The sequence below is a fragment of the Streptomyces griseoruber genome (assembly GCF_001514205.1).
GTDB classification, from domain to species: Bacteria; Actinomycetota; Actinomycetes; order Streptomycetales; family Streptomycetaceae; genus Streptomyces; species Streptomyces griseoruber.
This window is the reverse complement of the sequence record NZ_KQ948763.1, coordinates 459,295-477,559: the sequence shown is the minus strand read 5'-3', so window position 1 is coordinate 477,559 and position 18,265 is coordinate 459,295. Positions and strand designations below refer to the sequence as shown.

The 18,265-nt window shown below is 73.9% G+C and carries 14 protein-coding genes; 6 read left to right on the top strand and 8 right to left on the bottom strand.

Annotation, left to right across the window (positions count from 1 at the left end):
* The first annotated feature begins 93 nt into the window (after window positions 1-93).
* Window positions 94-534, top strand: a complete 441-nt coding sequence (locus AQJ64_RS02015) for an SRPBCC family protein (RefSeq protein WP_055632294.1) — start codon at window positions 94-96, stop codon at window positions 532-534.
* Between the two features lie 13 nt (window positions 535-547).
* On the opposite strand, the gene AQJ64_RS02010 is transcribed toward AQJ64_RS02015, so the two are convergent.
* From AQJ64_RS02010 to AQJ64_RS01995, 4 genes are all read right to left on the bottom strand, one after another.
* On the bottom strand, window positions 548-1,699 hold the full coding sequence (locus tag AQJ64_RS02010; protein ID WP_055632295.1) for an XdhC family protein: 1,152 nt from the start codon (window positions 1,697-1,699) through the stop codon (window positions 548-550).
* Between the two features lie 739 nt (window positions 1,700-2,438).
* Window positions 2,439-4,823, bottom strand: a complete 2,385-nt coding sequence (locus AQJ64_RS02005) for a xanthine dehydrogenase family protein molybdopterin-binding subunit (RefSeq protein WP_055632296.1) — start codon at window positions 4,821-4,823, stop codon at window positions 2,439-2,441.
* A gap of 4 nt (window positions 4,824-4,827) precedes the next feature.
* Window positions 4,828-5,337: a (2Fe-2S)-binding protein gene (locus AQJ64_RS02000; RefSeq protein WP_055632297.1), complete on the bottom strand. Its 510-nt coding sequence runs from the start codon at window positions 5,335-5,337 to the stop codon at window positions 4,828-4,830.
* On the bottom strand, window positions 5,337-6,227 hold the full coding sequence (locus tag AQJ64_RS01995; protein ID WP_055632298.1) for an FAD binding domain-containing protein: 891 nt from the start codon (window positions 6,225-6,227) through the stop codon (window positions 5,337-5,339). The genes AQJ64_RS02000 and AQJ64_RS01995 overlap by 1 nt, the downstream gene beginning before the upstream one ends.
* Before the next feature lie 323 nt (window positions 6,228-6,550).
* On the opposite strand from AQJ64_RS01995, the gene AQJ64_RS01990 reads away from it, so the two are divergent.
* Together AQJ64_RS01990 and AQJ64_RS01985 are read left to right on the top strand one after the other, a co-directional pair.
* Window positions 6,551-8,236, top strand: a complete 1,686-nt coding sequence (locus tag AQJ64_RS01990; protein ID WP_055632299.1) for a helix-turn-helix domain-containing protein — start codon at window positions 6,551-6,553, stop codon at window positions 8,234-8,236.
* Window positions 8,237-8,398: 162 nt separating this feature from the next.
* Window positions 8,399-9,163, top strand: a complete 765-nt coding sequence (locus AQJ64_RS01985; protein ID WP_055632305.1) for a hypothetical protein — start codon at window positions 8,399-8,401, stop codon at window positions 9,161-9,163.
* A gap of 141 nt (window positions 9,164-9,304) precedes the next feature.
* On the opposite strand, the gene AQJ64_RS01980 is transcribed toward AQJ64_RS01985, so the two are convergent.
* Complete coding sequence (locus tag AQJ64_RS01980; RefSeq protein WP_055632300.1) at window positions 9,305-10,114, bottom strand: GntR family transcriptional regulator; 810 nt, start codon at window positions 10,112-10,114, stop codon at window positions 9,305-9,307.
* 180 nt (window positions 10,115-10,294) lie between these two features.
* On the opposite strand from AQJ64_RS01980, the gene AQJ64_RS01975 reads away from it, so the two are divergent.
* A complete protein-coding gene (locus tag AQJ64_RS01975) occupies window positions 10,295-11,143 on the top strand; it encodes a (2Fe-2S)-binding protein (RefSeq protein ID WP_055632301.1) in 849 nt (282 codons plus the stop codon).
* Between the two features lie 313 nt (window positions 11,144-11,456).
* Window positions 11,457-12,539: a DUF2637 domain-containing protein gene (locus AQJ64_RS01970; protein WP_055632302.1), complete on the top strand. Its 1,083-nt coding sequence runs from the start codon at window positions 11,457-11,459 to the stop codon at window positions 12,537-12,539.
* A gap of 92 nt (window positions 12,540-12,631) precedes the next feature.
* Here AQJ64_RS01970 and AQJ64_RS01965 read toward each other — a convergent pair whose 3' ends face one another.
* On the bottom strand, window positions 12,632-13,111 hold the full coding sequence (locus AQJ64_RS01965; protein ID WP_055632303.1) for an ATP-binding protein: 480 nt from the start codon (window positions 13,109-13,111) through the stop codon (window positions 12,632-12,634).
* Window positions 13,112-13,476: 365 nt separating this feature from the next.
* Here AQJ64_RS01965 and AQJ64_RS01960 point away from each other — a divergent pair, with 365 nt between their 5' ends.
* On the top strand, window positions 13,477-14,631 hold the full coding sequence (locus AQJ64_RS01960) for a hypothetical protein (RefSeq protein WP_059202354.1): 1,155 nt from the start codon (window positions 13,477-13,479) through the stop codon (window positions 14,629-14,631).
* Between the two features lie 49 nt (window positions 14,632-14,680).
* Here the strand turns inward: AQJ64_RS01960 and AQJ64_RS01955 are convergent, their stop codons facing one another.
* The gene (locus AQJ64_RS01955; RefSeq protein WP_055638828.1) at window positions 14,681-16,423 is read right to left on the bottom strand and encodes a pyruvate dehydrogenase; all 1,743 of its coding nucleotides are present in this window, start codon (window positions 16,421-16,423) and stop codon (window positions 14,681-14,683) included.
* A 62-nt stretch (window positions 16,424-16,485) separates the two neighbouring features.
* A complete protein-coding gene (locus tag AQJ64_RS01950; RefSeq protein WP_059202353.1) occupies window positions 16,486-17,997 on the bottom strand; it encodes a PP2C family serine/threonine-protein phosphatase in 1,512 nt (503 codons plus the stop codon).
* Between the last annotated feature and the right edge of the window lie 268 nt (window positions 17,998-18,265).

The following is an 18,265-nucleotide window of genomic DNA, read 5'->3' as shown; positions in this document are numbered from 1 at the left end:
GGTGGTGCGGGGTGCGTGCGGGGTCGGCCCTCATGGTGCCGTACGGGCGTACGACCCGACAGAGGGGCCGCATGGGCTGCCTACGATCGTCGTGTGGTCATCTTCCAGCTCGAACGCACCGCGCCGCTCCCCCTCGCGGAGGCATGGCGCCGGCTCACCGGATGGCAGCGGCACGGCGAGGTGGTCCCGCTCACCCGCGTCACCGTGGTCACTCCCCCGCCGAACGGCGAGGGCACGGTGATCGTGGCCCGTTCAGGGGTCGGCCCGCTGTCCTTCGACGACCGGATGGAGGTCACCGTGTGGCAACCGCCGGCCGGCGACGAGCCGGGCCGGTGCCGGCTCGTCAAACGCGGCCGGGTGGTCCGGGGCTGGGCCGAGATCGAGGTGCGGCCGGGCCCGGACGGCCGTACCCGGGTCGTCTGGCGCGAGGAGCTCGGCGTCCGCTTCCTGCCGTCCCCCTTCGATCCGCTGCTGCGTACGGCGGGCCGCCGGATGTTCGGGCGGGCGGTGGACAGGCTGCTGCGCGAGGCGTGAGGGGCCGGTCGGGTCAGGCCACCGAGCCGATCCGGGCCGTCGGGCGGGCGGGCAGGTCGTGGTGGATCGGGGTGTGGGCGCCGGTGAGGGGGACGCCGGTGCCACCGCGGCGGGAGGCCACGATCTCGGCGGCGATCGACAGGGCCGTCTCCTCGGGGGTGCGGGCACCCAGGTCGAGGCCGATGGGTGAGTGCAGACGGGCCAGTTCCCGTTCCGTGACGCCGACTGCGCGGAGGCGTTCGTTACGGTCCAGATGGGTGCGGCGGGACCCCATCGCGCCGACGTAGGCCACGGGCAGCCGCAGCGCCAGCCGCAGCAGGGGGACGTCGAACTTGGCGTCGTGGGTCAGCACGCACAGGACGGTCCTGGCGTCCACCTCCGTGCGCTCCAGATACCGGTGCGGCCACTCGACGACGATCTCGTCGGCCTCGGGGAAGCGGGCCCGGGTCGCGAAGACCGGGCGGGCGTCGCACACCGTGACGTGGTGGCCGAGGAACTTGCCGACCCGGACGAGCGCCGCGGCGAAGTCGATCGCGCCGAACACGATCATCCGGGGCGGCGGGACCGAGGACTCCACGAGGACGGTGAGCGGGGCTCCGCAGCGGGAGCCCTGCTCGCCGATCTCCAGGGTGCCGGTGCGGCCGGCGTCGAGGAGGGCGGCGGCCTCGGCGGCCACCGTGCGGTCCAGTTCGGGACGGTCGCCGAAGCCGCCGTCGTACGAGCCGTCGGGGCGGACGAGGAGCGCGCGGCCGACGAGGTCCGCCGGGCCGGTGACGACCCGGGCCAGCGCCGCCCTGCCGCCGGCCGCGGCGGTGGCGAGCGCGGCCTCGGCCACCGCGCGGACCGGGTCGCCGGCCCGCACCGGGGTGACGAGGATGTCGATGACACCGCCGCAGGTGAGGCCCACGGCGAAGGCGTCGTCGTCGCTGTAGCCGAAGCGTTCGAGGACCGTCCCGCCGTCGGCGAGGGCCTCGCGGCACAGGTCGTACACCGCGCCCTCCACGCAGCCCCCGGAGACCGAGCCGATCGCCGTGCCGTCGGCGTCCACCGCGAGGGTGGCGCCGGGCCGGCGGGGCGCGCTGCCGCCGACGGCCACCACGGTGGCGACGGCGAAGTCACGTCCCTGCTCGACCCACCGGACGAGTTCCTCGGCGATGTCCAGCATGTCCTGTCTCCTTGACGGTCGGGGTGGAGGGTGCGGCGAAGGCCGGCTGGTGCACGCCCAACCAGTCCTCAAAGGGATGGAGGGCGAAATGGAGCAGGAAGATGCTTCAGAGGCCCCACAGGAAGGCACCGGTCTGACGACCGAGGCGAGGCCCGTGCGGGGGCGCCCGCCGCCCGCTGCAGCACCGGCCGGCCGGTCAGTTCGCCCGCCGCACCGAGGGGCGAGCGGGAGCCAGCGGGCTGGCCCTGAGCCGGATCGGCTCGATCGGGTGATCGTCGGCTTGCGCGGCTCAGGGCCTCCCCGTCGCCTCCTGCCTCCCCCGGAAGCCCGGGTCGTGAGGGACTCCGCCCTTCCGGCATCGGACCGCGGACAGGATCCGCGTCGCCGCCCGGTTGCGACAGCGGACGACCAGCGAGCCCAGGACCGTTCGGGGCGTGCCGGGGGAAGGGTCTGCTCTCGTCCACCGCCCAGGAACGGTCGAGGAGCAGGATGTGTGCCCGCGCCGGGAAGGCGGGGACCCGGCCACGCGCCCCTGGCGCCACCACGGATCCTCGCCGGTACGAGGGGCGGTCGAGCCAAGACCGGTCGGCGTGGACGCGGGAGACGGCTTCCGCCTCCCACGCCCCTCTTGCGGGCTCCAGGGACTGCTGGGCCATGGTGCCGTCTCCCAAGTCTCAGCGGGGGTTGGGACGGGTGGTGCCGGCCCGGGGGACGGCCCGAGGCGAATGGGGGTGGGTTCCTACGCCGTGCCGGTGAGGTGTTCCGGGCGTACCGGCGTCCTGTTCAGCTCCAGGCCCGTCGCGGCGCGGATGGCCGCGAGGACCGCCGGGGTGGAGGACAGGGTGGGTGCCTCGCCGACGCCGCGCAGGCCGTACGGGGCGTGGTCGTCGGCGAGTTCGAGCACATCGACGGGGATGGTCGGCGTGTCGAGGATGGTGGGGATGAGGTAGTCCGTGAAGGAGGGGTTCTTCACCTTCGCCGTCCTCGGGTCGACGATGATCTCCTCCATGACGGCGATGCCGAGGCCCTGGGTGGTGCCGCCCTGGATCTGGCCGAGCACGGACAGCGGGTTGAGCGCCTTGCCGACGTCCTGGGCGCAGGCCAGCTCGATCACCTTGACCAGGCCCAGCTCGGTGTCGACCTCGACGACCGCCCGGTGCGCGGCGAAGCTGTACTGGACATGGCCGTTGCCCTGCCCGGTGCGCAGGTCGAAGGGCTCGGTGGGCCGGTGCCGCCACTCCTCCTCGACCTCCACGGCCTCCTCGCCGAGGACGTCGACCAGGTCGGCGAGGACCTCGCCGCCGTCGGTGACGACCTTGCCGCCCTCCAGGAGCAGTTCGGCGGTGGCCCAGGCCGGGTGGTAGGTGCCGAACTTCCGGCGCCCGATCTCCAGGACCCGCTCGCGGACCAGCTCGCAGGCGTTCTTCACAGCACCGCCGGTGACGTACGTCTGCCGGGAGGCCGACGTCGAACCGGCGCTGCCCACCTCCGTGTTGGCGGGATGGATGGTGACCTGGGCGACGCCCAGCTCGGTGCGGGCGATCTGGGCGTGCACGGTGACCCCGCCCTGGCCGACCTCCGCCATCGCCGTGTGCACGGTGACGACGGCCTCGCCGGCCACGGCCTCCAGCCGGACGCGCGCGGTGGAGTAGTCGTCGAAGCCCTCGGAGAAGCCGACGTTCTTGATGCCGACCGCGTAGCCGACGCCCCGGACCACCCCCTCGCCGTGGGTGGTGTTGGACAGGCCGCCGGGGAGCTGCCGTACGTCCGCGCCCTCGCTGGACTCCCACTGGCGCTCCGGCGGCATCGGCATCGCCTTGACGCGGCGCAGGAGTTCGGCGACCGGTGCCGGGGAGTCGACCGGCTGGCCGGTCGGCAGCAGCGTGCCCTGCTCCATGGCGTTGCGCTGCCGGAACTCCACCGGGTCCAGGCCGAGTTCCTCGGCCACCTTGTCCATCTGTGCCTCGTAGGCGAAGCAGGCCTGGACCGCGCCGAAGCCGCGCATCGCGCCGCACGGCGGATTGTTGGTGTAGAGGGCGATGGCCTCGATGTCGACGTCGTCGACGGCGTACGGTCCGATGCCGAGGGAGGCGGCGTTGCCGACGACCGCCGGGGAGGCGGAGGCGTACGCGCCGCCGTCGAGGACGATCCGGCAGGTGACGTGGGTCAGCTTGCCGTCGCGGGTCGCGCCGTGCTCGTAGGAGAGCTTGGCGGGGTGGCGGTGGACGTGTCCGAAGAAGGACTCGAAACGGTTGTAGACGATCTTGACGGGTTTGCCGGTGCGCAGGGCCAGCAGACAGGCGTGGATCTGCATCGACAGGTCCTCGCGGCCGCCGAAGGCGCCGCCGACGCCGGCCAGCGTCATCCGCACCTTCTCCGGCGGGAGGCCGAGGACGGGGGCGATCTGGCGCAGGTCGGAGTGGAGCCACTGGGTGGCGATGTAGAGGTGGACGCCGCCGTCCTCCTCGGGGACGGCGAGGCCGGACTCGGGGCCGAGGAAGGCCTGGTCCTGCATGCCGAAGGTGTACTCGCCCTTGACGATCACATCGGCCCGCTCGGCGGCCGCGGCCGCGTCGCCGCGGACGATGGGCTGGCGGTGGACGATGTTCGGGTGCGGGACATGGCCGATGTGGTGGTCGGTGCGGTTCTCGTGGACGAGGACCGCGTCCGGGGCGGTCGCCGAGGACTCGTCTGTGATCACCGGCAGCTCGCGGTACTCGACCTTGATCTTGGCGGCGGCGCGGCGGGCGGTCTCCGGGTGGTCGGCGGCGACGATCGCGACGGGCTCGCCGTGGTGGCGTACCTTGCCGTGGGCCAGGACGGGGGTGTCCTGGATCTCCAGGCCGTAGTTCTTCACGTCGGTGGGCAGGTCGTCGTACGTCATGACGGCGTACACGCCGGGCGTGGCGAGGGCCTCGCTCGTGTCGAGGGAGACGATCTCGGCGTGGGCGACGGTGGAGCGCAGGATCTGGCCCCAGAGCATGTCCTCGTGCCACAGGTCGGAGGAGTACGCGAACTCGCCGGTGACCTTGAGGGTCCCGTCCGGGCGGAGCGTCGACTCACCGACGCCGCCCTTGGTCTGCGAGCCCTGGGTGATCTTCGTGGGGGCACCGTTGGTCGGCATGGGCTCAGACCGCCTCTTGCTGCCGGGCGGCCGCGAGGCGGACCGCGTCCATGATCTTCTCGTAGCCGGTGCAGCGGCACAGGTTGCCCGACAGGGCCTCGCGGATGTCCGCGTCGCTGGGGTCGGGGTTGTGCTCCAGCATCTCGTCGGCGGCGACCAGCAGACCGGGGGTGCAGAAGCCGCACTGGACGGCGCCGGCGTCGATGAACGCCTGCTGGATCGGGGCGAGATCGGGGGTGTCGCCCGCGTCGCCGGACGAGCGCTGCCGGGCGTACTCGGCGAGGCCCTCGACGGTGACGACCTCGCGGCCCTCGGCCTGGCCGGCCGCGACCAGGCAGGCGCAGACCGGCACGCCGTCCAGGCGGACCGTGCAGGAGCCGCATTCGCCCTGTTCGCAGGCGTTCTTGGAGCCGGGCAGGCCGAGGCGCTCGCGCAGGACGTAGAGCAGGCTCTCGCCCTCCCAGACGTCGTCGGCCTCCTGGGGGCGTCCGTTGACGGTGAGGTTGACGCGCATCACGCGGCTCCTTCCGAGGTGCGGCGGGCGCCGCGGTACGACTCCCAGGTCCAGGTCAGGGTGCGGCGGGCCATGACGCCGACCGCGTGGCGGCGGTAGCTCGCGGTGCCGCGGACGTCGTCGATGGGGTTGCAGGCCGCGGCGCAGAGGCCGGCGAACTCCTTGGCGACCGACGGGGTGATGATCTTCCCGTTGTCCCAGAAGCCGCCTTCCTCCAGTGCCGCGTTCAGGAAGTCCTCGGCGACCGTCGCCCGGACGGGGGTCGGGGCGGCGGATCCGATGCCGGTGCGGACCGTGCGGGTCCCGGGGTGCAGGGCGAGGCCGAAGGCGCAGACGGCGATGACCATGGCGTTGCGGGTGCCGACCTTGGAGTACTGCTGCGGGCCGTCGGCCTTCTTGATGTGGACGGCGCGGATCAGCTCGTCCGGGGCGAGCGCGTTGCGCTTGACGCCGGTGTAGAAGTCGTCGATGGGGATACGGCGGCTGCCGCGCACCGACTCGGCCTCGACCTCGGCGCCGGCCGCCAGCAGGGCGGGGTGGGCGTCCCCGGCCGGGGAGGCGGTGCCGAGGTTGCCGCCGACGCCGCCGCGGTTGCGGATCTGCGGGGAGGCCACGGTGTGCGAGGCGAGGGCCAGGCCCGGCAGCTCGGACCGCAGATTCTCCATGATCTTCGTGTACGGCACGGAGGCGCCCAGCCGCACGGTGTCCTCGCCGGTCTCCCACTCGTAGAGGTCGGCGACACGGTTGAGGTCCAGGAGGTACTCGGGCCGCCGGTGGTCGAAGTTGATCTCGACCATCACATCGGTGCCCCCGGCGATCGGCACCGCGCTGGGGTGCTCGGCCTTCGCGGCGAGCGCCTCCTCCCAGCTGGCGGGGCGAAGGAAGTCCATGACCGGCTCTCTTCTTCGTCTCGTGGGTCGTACGGATCGAGCCAGATCGTGTGCGGCGGGCCCGGCTCGTTCATGGGGTGTTCACGCGCAGTGGGCCCAGTACACAGGGCCGTACTCCGACCGTGTCAGTCACGGAAACCATGAAGGAGTTGGCTGGTCGCGACAGGCATCTTGTAGATTCGTATGAACAGAGGGCATCGGAAACCTCTGCGTATCCCCTGGGCATTCCCCTGGAAACACCACCGGGCCTCCGCCCCACTGATCCCTTCACTTTCATCGTAGTTTTCGAGACAGCTTTCGAGACAAGGAACGGCGGCGACGAGATGCGGCTGCGCGCACTTCTGGACACCGATGCGCTGGGGCTGCGGCTGCTCGGCGGCGAGGGCGAGCTCGACCGCGCGGTGCGCGCAGTGATGACCACCGATCTGCGGGACCCGAGCCGCTATCTCTCCGGCGGCGAGCTGGTGCTCACGGGCCTGGCCTGGCGCCGGGGGCCCGCCGACTCCGAGCCGTTCGTCCGGATCCTGGCGCAGGCCGGGGTGGCGGCGCTCGCGGCCGGCGAGGCCGAGCTGTCGGACGTGCCGGACGATCTGGTCGTGGCCTGCGCCCGGCACCGGCTGCCGCTGTTCGCGGTGCACGAGTCGGTGGCCTTCGCGACGATCACCGAGCATGTCGTACGGCAGGTCAGCGGGGAGCGTGCCGGGGACCTCGCGGCGGTGGTGGACCGGCACCGGCGGATGATGACCTCGGGTCCGGCGGGCGGCGGCCCGGACGTGGTCCTGGACCTGCTCGGCTCCGATCTGGACCTGCGGGCCTGGGTGCTGTCCCCCACCGGGCGGCTGATCGCGGGCCCGAAGACGGCGGGCCCGGCGCTGCCGGCCGATGTGTGCGCACGGCTGGCCGGGGAGCAGCTCGCGGCCGTGCGCGGCGGCCGGCGCGGACCGCACCGGACGCTGGTGGGCCCCACGACGTACTCGCTGTTCCCGATCCGCAGCGGCGGCGGCCGCGGCGCGCAGGGCGGGCGGGACGTGCGCGAGAGCGTGCTGTCGGACTGGCTGCTGGCCGTGGAGGCGGACGCCGGGGACTGGCAGGAGGAGCGGCTGGACCTGCTGTACGGCGTCACCCAGCTGATCGCGGTCGAGCGGGACCGGCGGGACGCGGCGCGCACGGTGCGCCGGCGGCTCGCGCAGGAGGTGCTGGAGCTGGTGCAGACCGGCGCGGCCCCGGCGGAGATCGCGGCGCGGCTGCGGGTGGCCGCGCCGGTGCTGCTGCCGGGCCTCGGGGCCGCCCCGCACTGGCAGGTGGTCGTGGCGCGCGTGGAGTGGGACCGCCCCGGGGGCGACGGGCCGCAGGCGGGTCCGCTGACCCAGTCGCTGCTGGAGGAGATCCTGGTGGACCCGCTGGCGACCGGGACCGAACCGTCCGACCGGATCGCCGTCGCCCACACCGGTGACGAGGCCGTCGCCCTGGTGCCGCTGCCGGCGGTCTCCAGCGAGCACGACGGCTCCGAGGCGGGCGTCCTCGCCGAGGTGCTGCTGGCCGCCGTACGGGAACCGCTGTCGGCGGGGCTGGACGGTGACGGGCGCCTCACGCTCGGGGTGAGCGCGGCCGTGCACTCGGCGGAGGGGCTGCGCGGGGCGCTGGAGGAGGCGCGGCACGCGCGGCGGGTGGCGGCGGCCCGGCCCGGCCGGGTCTGCGCGGCCGGCCATCAGGAGCTCGCCTCGCACGTGCTGCTGCTGCCGTTCGTCCCGGACGACGTGCGCCGGGCGTTCACGGCCCGGCTGCTGGACCCGCTGCGCGAGTACGACCGGCGTCACCGGGCCGAGCTGATCCCGACGCTGGAGGCGTTCCTGGAGTGCGACGGCTCCTGGACGCGGTGCGCGTCCCGGCTGCATCTGCACGTCAACACCCTGCGCTACCGGGTCGGCCGGATCGAGCAGTTGACGAGCCGTGATCTGTCGCGGCTGGAGGACAAGCTGGATTTCTTCCTGGCGCTGCGCATGAGCTGAGCCCGGCCGCCGCCCGTCGAAACCTTTGGGGGCGGACAGTCCCACGACTTTGTGAAATCCTTCACCCGCCCCCTTGGCCCGGTCCGGGATTCATGTTGAGATGCCGACACTCACTCAAGGCTCGACGGCGCGCTCGGGGAGGGCAACGTGGCGTACTCCGCCATGTCTGGTACCGGAACGACCGCAGATGACGACCCCGTCCAGATCGCCGTGTGGCGGTTGCGCTCGCGGGCCTGCTGGGTCGACGCCGCGGCCCTGCTGCCGGCGGACACCGCGCCGGGCGCGATCCAGCGGGCGGCGCTGCTCGTCGAGCGGTGCCTGTACACCGAACAGGGCTGGCAGGACGCCGAGGACGCGCTGCGCACGGCGGAGGCGCTGGCGCACGGTGACGAGGAGCGGGGCGCGGCCGCCTGCGAACGGGGGTACCTCGCCTACGCCGCCACGCTGCACGCGGTGCGGGACCGGGTGGACGAGGCACGGGCCGCGCTGGGCCGGGCGGCGGCGCTGATCCCGCCGGACGCGGTGGGGCGGGCGCTGCTGGACTTCCGGCGCGGGCTGCTCGCGGAGAACCTCTCGCGGTCCCCGCAGGCCGCGCGGGCCGCGTACCGGCGCGCCCACACGGCGGCGGCCGCCCACTCCGACGAGCTGCTGCTGTCGTTCACCTGGCGGCATCTGGCCGGACTGGCCCTGCGGGACGGGGAGTTGGCGGAGGCGCGGCACGGCTTCGCCGAATCCCTCCGCATCCGGGAGGAGTTGGGCTACCTGGTGGGGACCGCGCCGGCGCTCGTCTCCCTCGCCGACACCGAGACCGAGCCGGAGGCCTCCCGGCTCCGGGAGGAGGCGCGGCGGCTGTTCCGCCTGCTGGGCGGCGTCCCGACCTGGCTGGCGGGCCAGTTGGCACCCCCGCCGCCGGCGGCGACGGCGTAGGCCGGGCCCAGCGGCGCCCCCGATGGGGCGCGAAGGGGCGCGGGGCTGTGTCGAGGTGCGGCTCCGCCGCGTGGGCGCGACCGGCCACGACGGACCGGCGCCGGACCACGGCCCCGGGCAACGGCCCCGGGCAACGCCCGCTCAGGCCGCGCCCGCGAAGTGGTTGCGGACCAGGGTCTGGACGGCGTCCGGTTCGCCGGCGCACAGCGCGTCGAGCAGGGCGAGGTGTTCCGCCGCGTCGGCGAGGAGTTCGGCCCGCACGCGCGGGGCGGGGCCGCCGGCCAGGGGCCACTGGGCGCGGCGGTGGAGGTCCTCCGCGATCGCGACGAGCTGTTCGTTGCCGGCGAGGGCGAGCAGCGCCCGGTGGAAGACGCGGTCCGCCTCGGCGTACGTCGCCCGGCAGCCGGAGCCCGCGGCACGGACCGTCGCCTCGGCGAGGGGCCGCAGCTCCGCCCAGCGCTCGGCCGGCACGGTACGGGCCAGCCGCTGCATCACCGGCACCTCGATCAGCGCCCGCACCTCGGCCAGTTCGGCGAGTTCCCGTGCGCCGCGCTCGACGACCCGGAACCCCCGGTTGGGCACGACCTCGACGGCGCCCTCCATCGCGAGCTGCTGCATCGCCTCGCGCACCGGGGTGGCCGAGACCCCGAAGCGGTCGCCGAGGACCGGGGCCGAGTACACCTCGCCCGGCCTGAGCTCCCCGGAGACCAGGGCGATGCGCAGCGCGTGCAGGATCTGGCCGCGCACGGAGGCCCGCTGGACGACCGGCCGGGGGTGCGGGATCGGTGGCTCGCTGTGCGTGTGCTCCCCGCGCGCGGCACCCCGCGGCCCGCACCGCTCCCCGTCCAGTTCCTGGGAGGAGACCGCCCGCTGCTGGGCCGGCACCCGGGCGCGGGCCGGGTCGTCCTGCCCGATCCCCGTCCCGGCGGAGCCCTGCGTGCCCTGCTTCACGGGTCCTCCTGGCGGACGTATCGGTACTTGGGGTCATTACGGCGGGTTGTTACTCGCCCGTCAAGCACCTTAGGCGCACTGGCCGTCAGTTCAAATCCCGAAGGCACCAAGTAAGGTTAGGCTTACCTTTAAAAGCACCTGCTTTTGCCCATCCCGCCTCCTGGAACGGTGGTCCCCGGCATGACCTCAGCCCCGTCGGCCACAGCGGAGTCCTACGCCCGCCTCACCGAGGTCTGTCCGGGCCTGACCGTCACCGAGCTGGACCCCGGCGCACCGGCGCCCCGGGGCGGCGGCTGGGTCACGGCGGCGGAGCTCGCCGCCGGCGGCGCCACCCTGGACGCCTTCCTGGCCTGGGACGACGCCCAGGTGGTCCGGGACTACGGGCAGCGGGCCCGCCCGGACGTGACGGCGAGCTTCGGACTGCACCGCTACGCCTGGCCGGCCTGCCTGCTGATCACCGTGCCCTGGTTCCTGCACCGCCGGGTGCCGCGCCACCCCGTGACGCACGTCTCGTACGACCGCACCGGAGACGGCATGCGGATGGCCGTACGCCCGCCGTCGTCGTTCGCCTGTCTGCCGGGGGACCCGGCGGCGGCGCTGCCCGGCGCGCGGGTGGTGCCGGACGAGGAGGCGCTGCGGGCGGAGGTGCGGGCGGCCGTGGCCGAGCACCACGAGCCGGTGCTCGCCGGGTTCGGGCCGCGGACGCGGCGGCGCGGACGCGCGCTGTGGGGCATGGTGACGGACGAGATCGTCGAGGGCCTGTGGTACGTCGCCCGGCTGTTCGGCGACGGCGAGCAGGAGCGGGCGCGGCACGAGCTGGAGCTGCTGCTGCCGGGCGCCACCAAGCCGTACGTCGGCTCCGCCGCCTTCCGTGAACTGATCGGTCCGGACGGGGAGTCGCTGCCCACCCGGGACCGGGCGAGCTGCTGCATGTTCTACACGGTGCGCCCCGAGGACGCCTGCGCCACCTGCCCGCGCACCTGCGACGCGGACCGGATCGGCAGGCTCACCGCGGCCGCCGCCGGCTGAGGCGCCCTCAGGCACCCCCGGGGCAACGGCCGCCACGGGCTTGACGTAAGATCACCCGGACGGGACTCCCCCTAGGGTTACAGCTGATTCACAATTTCCTCACCTGCCGCGGGAACTTTCCGCGGAACCACCCGCACGGGTAGTCTTGTTCGAACTCAACTCCCGCCCCTCAAGCGGCAGTTCGAGCTGGAACGTCGCCCTGGGCATCCCCTTGCACCTCCTTGGCGGCCTCTTGCCCCGAAACCCCCTGAGGAACGGCGGGATTGGGTCACTATGGCGGGCGTTACGCCCTATCCCAATGCAAGGGACCCAGATGAGACTGACCGACATATCGCTGAACTGGCTGCTTCCGGGCGCCGTACTGCTCCTGGGCATGCTGGCGGCGGTGGCGGTGCTCGCGCGGAGCAAGCGGTCCGGGGAGCATGCCAAGACCGACGACTCGTGGGAACGCAGCGAGGAGCGCCGCAGGCGCAAGGAGGCCATATACGGCACCGCCTCCTACGTCCTTCTGTTCTGCTGTGCGGCCGTCGCCGCCGCGCTCTCGTTCCACGGCCTGGTCGGCTTCGGCGAGCAGAACCTCGGACTGTCCGGCGGCTGGGAGTACCTGGTGCCGTTCGGCCTGGACGGCGCGGCGATGTTCTGCTCCGTCCTCGCGGTCCGCGAGGCCTCCCACGGTGACGCGGCGCTCGGCTCCCGGATACTCGTGTGGACGTTCGCCGGCGCCGCGGCCTGGTTCAACTGGGTGCACGCGCCCAGGGGCCTGAGCCACGCGGGCGCCCCGCACTTCTTCGCCGGCATGTCGCTGTCCGCGGCCGTGCTCTTCGACCGGGCGCTGAAGCAGACCCGCCGTGCCGCGCTCCGCGAGCAGGGCCTGGTGCCCCGTCCGCTGCCGCAGATCCGTGTGGTGCGCTGGGTGAGGGCCCCCCGTGAGACCTACAAGGCGTGGTCGCTGATGCTGCTGGAGAACGTGCGCAGCCTGGACGAGGCCGTCGAGGAGGTCCGTGACGACAAGGCCCGCAAGGAAGAGGCCAAGCTGCGTCGGCGCGAGGAGCAGCGCCTGGAGCGGGCCCAGCTGAAGGCGATCAGCCGCGGTCACGGCCGCTGGCCCGGGCGTGGTGGCGGCGGTGGCGGCGGTGGCCGTCAGCTGGAGCCCGGCCAGGCCGCGGCCCTGGAGCCGGCGAACGCCTCGGCCTCGGCCGAGCGGGTCTCCGCGGAGAGCGGCATAGCGAGCGCGCCGGAGCAGCTGCCCGTCCGCCAGCGGCCCTCTCTCCAGCCCGTGCGCCAGTCCTCCGAGGGGTACTCCGTCGACCTCACCGCGGAGGACGACACCATGGCCCTGCCGCGCCTGGACTCCCTGGAGCGCAAGCTCAAGGACCTGGAGCAGCAGTTCGGCTGACCTCCCGGTCCGGCTGACGGCCGACCGGTGACACCATGGGAAGGGGGCGCGACCGCCACGGTCGCGCCCCCTTCCCGTGCCCCGTCCGGGTCTCAGGCCGCCCCCGCGGCCAGTTCGAACCAGACGACCTTCCCGGCGCCCTGCGCCCGGACCCCCCAGGAGTCCGCGAGGGACTGCACCAGGACCAGGCCCCGGCCGTGCGTCCCGTCGTCGGCAGTCGCCACGGTCGGCCGGGGGCGGCCCGGCACGGAGTCCCGCACCTCCACCCGGAGGCCGGCCGGTGACACGGTGGCCGTCAGGACCGCCTCGTCGTCGGTGTGCACCAGTGCGTTGGTGACGAGTTCGCTGGTCAGCAGTTCCGCCGTCTCCGAGCGGCCCGGCTTCCCCCAGCCCCGCAACAGCTCGCGCACCGCGCGGCGCGCTTCGGGCACCGCCCTCAGGTCGGCCCGCCCGAGTCTGCGATGGAGCTGCGCGTCTACGGTGTCGTCCCCTTCCGCGATCTCCGTTCCCCGCTCTGCCGCCGAGGTGCCCGCGATCGCCGTCCGACCGCTGCCCCGTGCCTGCCTCACCATGACCCCCGCCCGCGTGCCGATGTCGGTTCCCCTCCTGCTCGAACACGTTCACGGGGATCCATGCCCGGTCGGCACGGCGCCAGTCATGTCGATTCGTCCACGCCCGGGTGTTCGGCCATGTTCGAGGGGGCGCACAAGCGGCCGGCCGGACCGCGCCCCCCGGTGCGCGATCCGGCCGGATCACTGGGTACCGGGCCGGTTTCGCCACCGTACGGACCCGGTTCCCGTGCGGTGGTGACGCGGTACGACGGCACGGGCCCGCCCCTGAAGGGCGTACGCCCGCGCGGCCTGCGGGCCGTGCCCCCACGGGCCCGTGCACCCACCCCCGCCGAAGTTGGCCGGAATGCGTCGCTCAGCGGAGCTTCTTGACGGCCGTGACGGTCGTCTTCCTGAAGGCCTTCACCGGGGCGACTCCCGAGGAGCGCCTCGAACTGCACCGCCGCTGGCTCCGGGCGACGGCGGCACGGACACAGCGGGGGCGGGGGGCCGCGACGAAGGATCCGGGGAGGGCCGCGGGGGCGGAGGCTCAGGCGGGCGCGGAGACAGAGGCGGAGGCGGAGGCAGGGGCTGAGGTGGAGGCAGGGGCGGGCGGGGCGGTGTCGAGTGGTGTGCCGGTGGTGTCCCGTTCCTGGGATCGGCGGCGTCGTACGACGGTCCTGGTGGGGGCCGCCTGTGCGGTGCTCGCCGCGCTGGGCACGCTGTCCGCGCTGCCGGGCGGCGACCGGCCGTCGTCCGACGCCCCGGCCCGGCCCGCCGGCCCCTCCCCGTCGTCTTCCACGGCGCCCACGACGGCACCCCCTCCCCCGCCCACGCCCTCCCCCACCGCCACCGGTGCCGCGCCCTCCCCCACCCCGAGCGCGACGCCCCCGGGCAGCGAACCGTCCGGTGCTCCGGTCTCCGGGACGCCGTTCGCCTGGACCGTCGACTCCCAGCTCTGGGCACAGGGCTGCGGACACGACTACGTCATCGACGCACCGCCGGCCCGGGTGCCGCCGCCTCCGTCGGAGCAGGACGCGGGGACCTGGGCGTCGGCCCAGGGCGCGGTGCACGGGCGGGAGACCAACGTGGAGATCGCGGTGCAGGGCCACAGCTCCACGGCCGTCGTGCTGACGGCGCTGCGGGTGCGGGTCGTCGGCCGCGCCGCGCCCGTGCCGGGGACCGTGTACGCGATGGACCAGGGCTGCGGCGGAGCGCTCAGCAAGCGCTACTTCGCCGTCGACCTGGACCGGGACCGGCCCCTCGCGCGGTCCGTGGCCGGAAACGACGCGGGCACCCCGATCCCCGCGGTCCGGCTCCCCTACCGGGTGTCCGCCGAGGACCCCGAGGTGCTGCTGGTCACGGCCCGCACCACGGCCTGCGGCTGTGACTGGTACCTCGAACTCGACTGGTCCTCGCAGGGACGCACCGGCACGGTCCGGATCGACGACCACGGCCGTCCGTTCCGCACCAGCGCCGTGGACGGCCTGGCGCGGTACGTGTACGACACCTCGGCGCGCCGGTGGCAGCCGTACCGGCCGTGACGGCGGACGGCGGACGGCAGACGGCGGACGGCAGACGGCGGACGGCGTCTCAGGGGCGGCGCATGTTACGGAGGTTGGAGCGGGCCATCTGGAGCATCCGGCCGACCCCGCCGTCCAGGACGATCTTCGAGGCGGACAGGGCGAAACCCGTCACCATCTCGGCGCTGATCTTCGGCGGGATGGACAGCGCGTTCGGGTCGGTGACGACGTCGACGAGGGCCGGCCCCTTGTGCCGGAAGGCGTCCCGGAGGGCGCCGGCGAGCTGTCTGGGCTTCTCCACGCGGACGCCGTAGGCACCGCAGGCGCGGGCGACCAGGGCGAAGTCGGGGTTCTTGTTGGCGGTGCCGTACGAGGGGAGTCCGGCGACCAGCATCTCCAACTCGACCATGCCGAGGGAGGAGTTGTTGAACAGGACGACCTTCACCGGCAGGTCGTACTGCACCAGCGTCAGGAAGTCGCCCATCAGCATGGTGAATCCGCCGTCGCCGGACATCGAGACGACCTGGCGGCGGCGGTCGGTGAACTGGGCGCCGATCGCCATGGGCAGCGCGTTCGCCATCGAGCCGTGGGAGAAGGAACCGATCACCCGGCGGCGGCCGTTGGGGGTGAGATAGCGGGCGGCCCAGACATTGCACATACCGGTGTCGACGGTGAACACGGCGTCGTCGTCGGCGAGTTCGTCGAGGACGGAGGCAACGTACTCGGGGTGCAGCGGGACGTGCTTCTCCACCTTCCGGGTGTACGCCTTGACGACCCCCTCCAGCGCGTCCGCGTGCTTCCTGAGCATGCGGTCGAGGAACCGCCGGTCGTCCTTGGGCCGCACCCGCGGGATCAGACAGCGCAGCGTCTCGCGTACGTCGCCCCACACGGCGAGGTCCAGCCGGGAGCGGCGGCCGAGGTGTTCGGGGCGGACGTCGACCTGGGCGATCAGGACGTCGTCGGGGAGGAAGGCGTTGTACGGGAAGTCGGTGCCGAGCAGGATCAGCAGCTCGCACTCGTGGGTCGCCTCGTAGGCGGCGCCGTAGCCGAGGAGACCGCTCATCCCGACGTCGAACTCGTTGTCGTACTGGATGAACTCCTTGCCGCGCAGGGCGTGTCCCACCGGGGACTTGATCTTTCCGGCGAGTTCCATGACCTCGGCGTGCGCGCCGGCCGTGCCGCTGCCGCAGAACAGGGTGACCCGGCCGGCCTCGTCGATCATCCGGACCAGGGCGTCGATCTCGGCGTCACCGGGGCGGACCGTGGGCCGGCTGGTGACCAGGGCGGTCGCGGCGGCCTTCTCGGGGGCGGGCGCGGAGGCGACGTCCCCGGGCAGGGTGACCACGCTCACGCCGCCGCGGCCGACCGCGTTCTGGATGGCGGTGTGCAGCAGCCGGGGCATCTGCTTCGGGCTGGAGATCAGTTCGCAGTAGTGGCTGCACTCGCGGAACAGCTGGTCGGGGTGGGTCTCCTGGAAGTAGCCGAGACCGATCTCGGCGGAGGGGATGTGCGAGGCGAGGGCGAGCACCGGGGCCATCGAGCGGTGGGCGTCGTAGAGACCGTTGATGAGATGCAGGTTGCCGGGGCCGCAGGAGCCCGCGCAGGCCGCCAGCCGGCCGGTGATCTGCGCCTCGGCGCCCGCGGCGAACGCGGCGGTCTCCTCGTGGCGCACCTGGACCCACTCGACGGCGGAGTTGCGGCGCACCGCGTCCACCACCGGGTTGAGGCTGTCCCCGACCACGCCGTACAGGCGTCTGACCCCGGCGCGGGCGAGGATGTCCACGAACTGCTCGGCGACGTTCTGCTTGGCCATGGCCGGACGCACCCCTTCTCGGACCTCGGGTACCTCCCTCCACAGTGGCCGTGCCGGGCCGCTCACGCCTCCCAGACGGCCGCCGCCGTACGGTCGTCCGCGTAACCCTTGACCCGGACCTGGGTGTCGGCGAGGAACGCGGCGAGGCCGGGCGGGGGCTGCTCCGACCAGCGTTGCGCGAGGTGGGCGGGGAGTGCGGGCTCGCCGCGCAGGGGGTCGGCGAGGCCGCTCGTGCACATCAGCAGGGTGTCACCCGGTCGGGCTACGGAGGCGCGGAAGCGGAAGGGGTCGCGGGGTGGCTCGGGGGGCGGGTCGTAGGGGCTCGGCGGGGTCGGGATGCCGAGGTCCATGGTGAGCCGGTCACCCTCGGGCGTCTCCGCGGGCAGCGCGCCGAACCCGACGACGGGCTCCCCGGCGACCTCGCCGACCCTCGGCTCCAGGTCCTGCCACTCCCCGCCGCGCAGCCGGAACAGGCCTCCGTCGCCGACGCCGAAGAAGACCCTGGTACGGCACTCGGGGTCGGCGGGCAGCAGCAGACAGCGCAGGGTGGCCGTGTACGCGTCGGGCTCCAGGCCCTGTTCGGCGGCGCCGGCCCGGAGCCGGCCGAGGCTGCGGTCGGTGAGGCGGTGCAGTCCGGACTTCAGGTCGCCGCGCCGGGCGGCCCTTATGTCCTGCGCCAGCCGGACATGGCTGCGGCCCACGGCCCGGCCGATCCACCGGCAGGCCTCGGCGGCCGCCCGGTGCGCGCCCGGCGTGGCCCGCGCGCCGGTCGCCATCGCCACCAGCACCAGCGCGTGCTCGCCGGTGCCGAACCGGGCGACGAGCAGCGCGTCCCGGCGTGGCTCGCCCCGGTACCGCGCGGAGTCCCCACGCACCGACACGGCCCTGAGCGCACAGGTTCCGTAGAAGGCCCCGTCCAGCACGGTGTCGGCCACCAGATCGTCCAGCGCGTCCGGATCGGCGGTCGGCAACGCGGTGGGCTCGGCATCGTAGGTGGGCGGCCGCGACCCGACGTACGCCGTCCGCTCGTCGGACGGCAGGGGCAGGTCGAGGGCGGTAGGGGTCCGGACACCGTCCGGCGGGACGGAGCCGAGGGGGGCGGCGAGACCGCTGGTGGAGGTGGTGGGGGTGGGGCGCGCGGCAGGTGCGGGGTGGGCGAAGCCGGTAGGCAACGGGCCGGGCGGGAGGGTCGTGGGGACGGGGGGAGTGTCCGGCGGAGGCGGCGTGGGACGCGAATCCGGCGTGGCGGCCGGGATCGGCGCGGATCCGGCCGGGCGTGCGGCCGGGGTGGTTCCGGGGCCGGGTGGGGGGCTGGACGACGTGGGCGCCGTCGCCGCGTCGGGGGCCAGCCACCAGTCGGTCCGGGCGTCCGCCACGGCCCGTTCCGTCGGCGTGCGTTGTGGTGGGACCTGGTCCGCCGGACCCGTGGAGCGCACCGTTCCCGCCGCCGAGGCGAAGCGGTCGTCCAGGGAGTCGGCGGTGGGCGCGGGGCCCGTGTCCGCGGTGAAGTCGTCGTACAGCTGCCCCCACCAGTCGTCCTCGGGACCGGTGGGCCTTCCCCCCTGCTGGCTCATGCCCCCAATTGTCCACCGCACGGCCCGGTTGAAAACGGGGCATCCGGAAAATGCGCCACCGTCGAATGTCAGTACGGGCGCCCGCAGGCGACGGTCGCCGGGCGGTCCCACCCCCACGGGAGAACCGCCCGGCGACCTCGGGAGTGACCCCGGCTCAGATCCCCTGTGCGCCCTGCGCCTCATGAGCCCGGACTGCGTTCTCGGCGTTCTGGGCGTTCTGGGCGTTCTGGGCGTTCTCGGCGTTCTCGGTGCCGAAGTGTGCACCGTG

Coding starts and splice junctions, on each gene's coding strand:
- AQJ64_RS02010 (WP_055632295.1), bottom strand. CDS start 1,699: ATGCTGGACATCGCCGAGGAACTCGTCCGGTGGGTCGAGCAGGGACGT.
- AQJ64_RS02005 (WP_055632296.1), bottom strand. CDS start 4,823: ATGCCGACCAACGGTGCCCCCACGAAGATCACCCAGGGCTCGCAGACC.
- AQJ64_RS02000 (WP_055632297.1), bottom strand. CDS start 5,337: ATGCGCGTCAACCTCACCGTCAACGGACGCCCCCAGGAGGCCGACGAC.
- AQJ64_RS01995 (WP_055632298.1), bottom strand. CDS start 6,227: ATGGACTTCCTTCGCCCCGCCAGCTGGGAGGAGGCGCTCGCCGCGAAG.
- AQJ64_RS01990 (WP_055632299.1), top strand. CDS start 6,551: ATGCGGCTGCGCGCACTTCTGGACACCGATGCGCTGGGGCTGCGGCTG.
- AQJ64_RS01985 (WP_055632305.1), top strand. CDS start 8,399: ATGTCTGGTACCGGAACGACCGCAGATGACGACCCCGTCCAGATCGCC.
- AQJ64_RS01975 (WP_055632301.1), top strand. CDS start 10,295: ATGACCTCAGCCCCGTCGGCCACAGCGGAGTCCTACGCCCGCCTCACC.
- AQJ64_RS01970 (WP_055632302.1), top strand. CDS start 11,457: ATGAGACTGACCGACATATCGCTGAACTGGCTGCTTCCGGGCGCCGTA.
- AQJ64_RS01965 (WP_055632303.1), bottom strand. CDS start 13,111: ATGGTGAGGCAGGCACGGGGCAGCGGTCGGACGGCGATCGCGGGCACC.
- AQJ64_RS01955 (WP_055638828.1), bottom strand. CDS start 16,423: ATGGCCAAGCAGAACGTCGCCGAGCAGTTCGTGGACATCCTCGCCCGC.
- AQJ64_RS01950 (WP_059202353.1), bottom strand. CDS start 17,997: ATGAGCCAGCAGGGGGGAAGGCCCACCGGTCCCGAGGACGACTGGTGG.